This window comes from Neisseria sp. P0021.S005 (genome assembly GCF_051956955.1).
The window spans coordinates 1-3,891 of sequence record NZ_JBQCWY010000272.1 but is presented as its reverse complement, the minus strand read 5'-3'; the positions used below and the strand labels follow the sequence as shown (position 1 = coordinate 3,891).

Here is a 3,891-nt window from a genome sequence, read left to right as displayed (position 1 = left end):
CCGCAAGGGCCGCACATATATTGAGCCATTTGGTGTTCCTTCCATTTTGAAAGACCGTCTGAAACCATATTTCAGACGGCCTTTCGTGTGTCTTATTGTTGATATTTTGAATTTATTACGCTGCTTCCAAAACGGCGATTTCTTTGCGCAGGTGTTTGATGGCCGGTGTTACGATGGCGACGAACATGGCCTCGCGGACGCGGCGTTGCGCTGGGCTGCGCATCAGATAACCTTTCGCGCCTGCATGCAATGCGGCAGATTGAGTGGCGTTCAATGCCAATACGGCAGCCGCTTCACGCAGTTTCAAGGTTGCCAACGTATCGGGTTTATTGTTCCACGCATCATCGGCAAGACGTTCGGTTTCCGCCCATGCGCCGTCCAAAGCGGCTTTCAATTCATCGTAACTGTGGTCGAGGTAAGCGTTCACTTCTGCGTTCACCACATTGGCCATGCGGATAATGCCGAGCGCACCGTCAATCACACCGGCGCCGATACCCATTTGCAGCAAGATGAAACCGGCTTTAATAGTTGGAATATAAGACTGGAACTGCTCAGGCGAAGCAATCACATCTTCATCGGGAATAAACACATCTTTAAAATTCAGGCTGTAAGTGCGCGTGCCTTCCAAACCGCAGAACTCAGGGCAATCTTGCAAGGTAACGCCTTCCCATTGGCCGCCGGTGATAAACATCACATAGCTGTCGCCGATTTGGGCGGTATTTGCCCAAATGTGGTCTTCGCCGATATTAGATACCCAAGGCAAAGCGCCGTTGACTTTGTAGCCGCCTTCAACGCGCTCGGCTTGCAAGTTGTGTTTTTCGATACCGGCAAGGTGTTTGACGGTATTGGACATGCCCGTACCGGCCAAAACTTTGCCCTGCAGAATATCGGCCAAATATTTGTCTTTAACCGCTTGGTTGGGGGATTGGTGCAGATACCACGCGCAAGCCGCCTGACACCATGCGCTGAACGAAGTCGCGCCGCATTCTTTACCGATTTCGCGCAATACGGCGATTTGCGTTGCCAAACCCAAACCGTTACCGCCTTCTTCAACCTTACCGGTCGCGGCAAAACCGCCGATTTTGCCCAATTCCAGCATAAATTCTTTTGGGTACAGGCCTTTACGGTCGATGTCGTCCACCAATGGTTTCAGCTTGCTTTTAACGAGTGCGGCAACATTGTTCAGTAAAGCTTCGCGTGTCATGATTTTTTCCTCTGAATAAGGTTTGAAGCGTAGATGGTTCTACTTATGAATTATTCTTGGCAACAAGGATATCCTTGCTTTTTGCTAAAAGGCCGTCTGAATTTTCAGACGGCCTTTTTTGATGAGATTAGGCAAATGCCTGCAATTCAGGGTTGATTTCGGTTTTGGCAAGGTTGTTGACGTAGTTGCACAAGGTTGCCAAAGCAACGCCCATGACGACTTCAACGGCTTGCTGTTGGTTGTAGCCTGCATCGAAGAAAGCTTTCAGCTCGTCGTCGGATACCGCGCCTTTTTTCGCCATAATGGCCTGGGTGAATGTCGCCAAAGCACCCAGTTTGGCATCGTCAAACTCGCCTGCAGCCAATGCGCGTGCGGCTTTGATGGATTGTTCGGACAGCAGTTTTTTCAGGGTGGCCAGTTTGGTGTGGCCGGCAACGCAGAAACCGCATTCGTTGGTACGGGCGGCGATGATTTGGACAACTTCAACTTCGCCGTCAGTCAGGCTGTTGGCCGCATTCAGCTTGCCAACTTCTTGATAAAACGCCAAAGCTTCAGGCGCATTGGCCAAAACGCCGATCAGGTTAGGAATAAAGCCGTTGTTTTTCAATACGGCTTCAACGCGTGGTTTAGCAGCTTCAGGAGCGGTTTCAACTGTGTGTATGGTCAAGCGGGACATGTGTATAACCTTCTTATTTGGTGAAATGAAGTGTCCATCATAAGCCATCTGCCTCCATCAGAAAAAGACTTATTGGTTATTTACCGTGAACCAAAAGTTATAAGGCCGTCTGAACGGATTCAGACGGCCTTATCAAATGATTCAATTCATTATTTCATAAAGTTTTTCAGCAGCATAGAAGCAATGTCGTCCAAGCCGAAGCCATCCGCATCTTGAGCCGTGCCGTTAGGTGTGGCTTTATCTACCAAGTCAGGCAATACTTTGGCCAACAAATCGCCTGCTTGACCGGCATCCACGCCGAATTTTTGCGCGATTTGGTTTACCGTATCGCTGCCCAAAGCATTTTGTAGGTCGCTGCCGGACACAGGCAGGTTGCTGGATTGGTTGGAAACCCAGCTGCTCAGGGCATCGCCCAAACCGCCTTGTTGCAGTTGGTTGATCAGGTTGCCCACACCGCCTTGCTGTTTCACCAAATCCATCGCCATATCGGTCAGAGAACCTTGTGCGCCGTTTTCGCTGTTGCCACCCAACATTTGGGTAGCCGCATTCAAAAGATTGTCCATGAGTGCCATGACTTTTTCCTTGTATTTGTGTCTAAAAAAGAGAACGGAGTGTAGCAAAATTTGCACTGAAAAAAATCAGACTTAACCAAACTAAACCTCTTTTATCTCAAAGCCGTAATAAAACCAAGGCCGTCTGAAATCAAGTTTCAGACGGCCTCTATAACGAACCATGTGCTATTCTTCGCGGCCATTGAAATACTCGGCCGCTCCGCCTTCAAAAAAGCCTTGCAAAATCGCCTGCGCCGCTACTTGGTCAAGCACGGATTTTTGTTTTCGGCCAAACACTTGGGCTTCAGCAAGCAGGCTTTCCGCGTATAGGGAAGACATCCTTTCGTCCACCCAATAAACCGGCAAATTAAAACGTCCGTGCAAACGGCGGCCAAACTTGCGGCTCAAACGGGTCAGCTCATGCTCCGTGCCATCGGTATGCGTCGGCAGGCCGACCACAAAATACTTGGGCTGCCATTCTTTGACCAGCTTGGCAATGGCCTCAAATTTTTCATCGTTGCTGTTGCCGGTTACCGTCGCCAGCGGATGAGTCATACCCAACTCAGCGTCGCCCTGCGCCACGCCAATACGCGCCTCGCCGAAATCAAAGGCCAAAACCGTACCTTTTGGTGCATCAGGCATGGCCGACTCCTGAAACTAAGGCGTTCGGATTGACACCCAATTTTTCAAAAGCGGCGGCATAACGAAGCTCGTAAGGCACATCAAAAAGAATATGCTCGTCCGCAGGGACGGTCAGCCAAACATTTTCTGCCAGCTCGCGCTCCAACTGCCCTTTGCCCCATTTAGAATAACCGATACTGATCAAAGCCTTATCCACCGCACCTTCTTTAGACAGGTTTTCAATCACATCGCGCGAAGAAGTCAGCGCCACGTTATCGGTTACCACCATGCTGTTTTGCCAGCGGCCGATCGGCGTATGCACGACATAGCCGCGCTCAATCTGAACCGGCCCGCCCATCATCACGTTTTCATGTTGCAGGCGCAACGGGATATTGCGGTCGGCGGCGGCAAAAATCATGTCCATGGTAATCGGCGAAGGCTTGTTGATGATGATGCCCAGCGCACCTTCTTCATCGTGTTCGCACACATAAATGACCGTATCCGTAAAAAACGGATCGTCCATATGAGGCATAGCAATCAGGAAATGGTTGGCTAAATTCATATTCTTCTTAATCTATTAAGCTGATTTTATTATTTTTGGCCGTCAGAAATCGGCGCGTCCACCACGCAGGCGCCATAAACTGCGCCGCCTGCCGGTACCGGCGCATCGGTTTTCGCATGGGCAAAACACGATACCGCGCTCAAAGAGTTCTTCGGCGAACCTTGAACGATTTTATCGCTGTACACCAAATAAGCGAAAGACTTACGTTTCGGATCGTAGTAGCGGATAATCTGTTGGCTCTTAAATGCTATGCTGGCACTGCGTTTGAACACTTGTC

General features: G+C 49.9%; 6 protein-coding genes. All 6 read right to left on the bottom strand.

Translation table 11 applies throughout. The annotated features are described in order from the left end of the window. Positions 1-115 precede the first annotated feature (115 nt). Positions 116-1,204, bottom strand: coding sequence for an acyl-CoA dehydrogenase family protein (locus ACTHUE_RS12490; RefSeq protein WP_070843270.1), 1,089 nt, complete (start codon positions 1,202-1,204; stop codon positions 116-118). A 127-nt stretch (positions 1,205-1,331) separates the two neighbouring features. Next, a complete protein-coding gene (locus ACTHUE_RS12485; RefSeq protein WP_070843271.1) occupies positions 1,332-1,880 on the bottom strand; it encodes a carboxymuconolactone decarboxylase family protein in 549 nt (182 codons plus the stop codon). Positions 1,881-2,029: 149 nt separating this feature from the next. Continuing rightward, the gene (locus ACTHUE_RS12480) at positions 2,030-2,452 is read right to left on the bottom strand and encodes a YidB family protein (protein ID WP_003684921.1); all 423 of its coding nucleotides are present in this window, start codon (positions 2,450-2,452) and stop codon (positions 2,030-2,032) included. 165 nt (positions 2,453-2,617) lie between these two features. Continuing rightward, the gene (gene ruvX, locus ACTHUE_RS12475) at positions 2,618-3,073 is read right to left on the bottom strand and encodes a Holliday junction resolvase RuvX (RefSeq protein ID WP_003680463.1); all 456 of its coding nucleotides are present in this window, start codon (positions 3,071-3,073) and stop codon (positions 2,618-2,620) included. Further along, the gene (locus tag ACTHUE_RS12470; RefSeq protein ID WP_049322876.1) at positions 3,066-3,614 is read right to left on the bottom strand and encodes a YqgE/AlgH family protein; all 549 of its coding nucleotides are present in this window, start codon (positions 3,612-3,614) and stop codon (positions 3,066-3,068) included. The genes ruvX and ACTHUE_RS12470 overlap by 8 nt, the downstream gene beginning before the upstream one ends. A 29-nt stretch (positions 3,615-3,643) precedes the next feature. Next, the coding region (locus tag ACTHUE_RS12465; protein WP_440423612.1) for a CreA family protein at positions 3,644-3,891 on the bottom strand (248 nt) is incomplete at its 5' end.

What these genes read in the sequence shown, in the direction of transcription:
- ACTHUE_RS12485 (WP_070843271.1), bottom strand. Translation starts at nt 1,880, where the DNA reads ATGTCCCGCTTGACCATACACACAGTTGAAACCGCTCCTGAAGCTGCT.
- ACTHUE_RS12470 (WP_049322876.1), bottom strand. Translation starts at nt 3,614, where the DNA reads ATGAATTTAGCCAACCATTTCCTGATTGCTATGCCTCATATGGACGAT.
- ACTHUE_RS12490 (WP_070843270.1), bottom strand. Translation starts at nt 1,204, where the DNA reads ATGACACGCGAAGCTTTACTGAACAATGTTGCCGCACTCGTTAAAAGC.
- ACTHUE_RS12480 (WP_003684921.1), bottom strand. Translation starts at nt 2,452, where the DNA reads ATGGCACTCATGGACAATCTTTTGAATGCGGCTACCCAAATGTTGGGT.
- ruvX (WP_003680463.1), bottom strand. Translation starts at nt 3,073, where the DNA reads ATGCCTGATGCACCAAAAGGTACGGTTTTGGCCTTTGATTTCGGCGAG.